The following is a 487-nucleotide window of genomic DNA, read 5'->3' on the forward strand; positions in this document are numbered from 1 at the left end:
AGAACCATTTACACAAAATTATTGACGCTCCCGTACTTAGAAAAGGACGACTTACTTATATATATATAAAGAAAATACATTGTTTTTTATTTATAAATTCATTTCGTTATTTTTTTGATATAATTTATATAAAAAATATGGAGGATTACAATGGCTTATAAGAACAGTCAGGTAACATATAAAGAATTAGCTCAATTGACGTTAAAAGTGGGAAAACATTGTTTAAAAAAAGAGGAAGGGAAGGAATATATCCGTAAAACAAAATTAACCTCAGATGGTCATAATGATAAAATATATAAGCAATTTCAAACTGTGTTACTCAGTCTCTCCCTTTCAAAAAAGGTGCGGTGGTATTTAAACCAACAAGGTAGCTATAAGAATTTTGATCAGGTAACATATGAAGAATTTTTGAATCGTAAAATGAAGCATCCGTTCAATACTTTTTTTCTACAACTTGGAATGGCAACAGTTTTTTTGACAAATTTTA

Annotated in this window: 1 pseudogene; it reads left to right on the forward strand. The window is 28.1% G+C overall.

From position 1 onward, the window contains the following. Positions 1 to 150 precede the first annotated feature (150 nt). Positions 151 to 487: pseudogene (locus HMPREF2961_RS13635) on the forward strand (hypothetical protein); the annotation flags it as partial.

It is taken from the genome of Enterococcus sp. HMSC076E04 (assembly GCF_001814285.1).
Classification (GTDB): Bacteria; Bacillota; Bacilli; order Lactobacillales; family Enterococcaceae; genus Enterococcus_B; species Enterococcus_B lactis.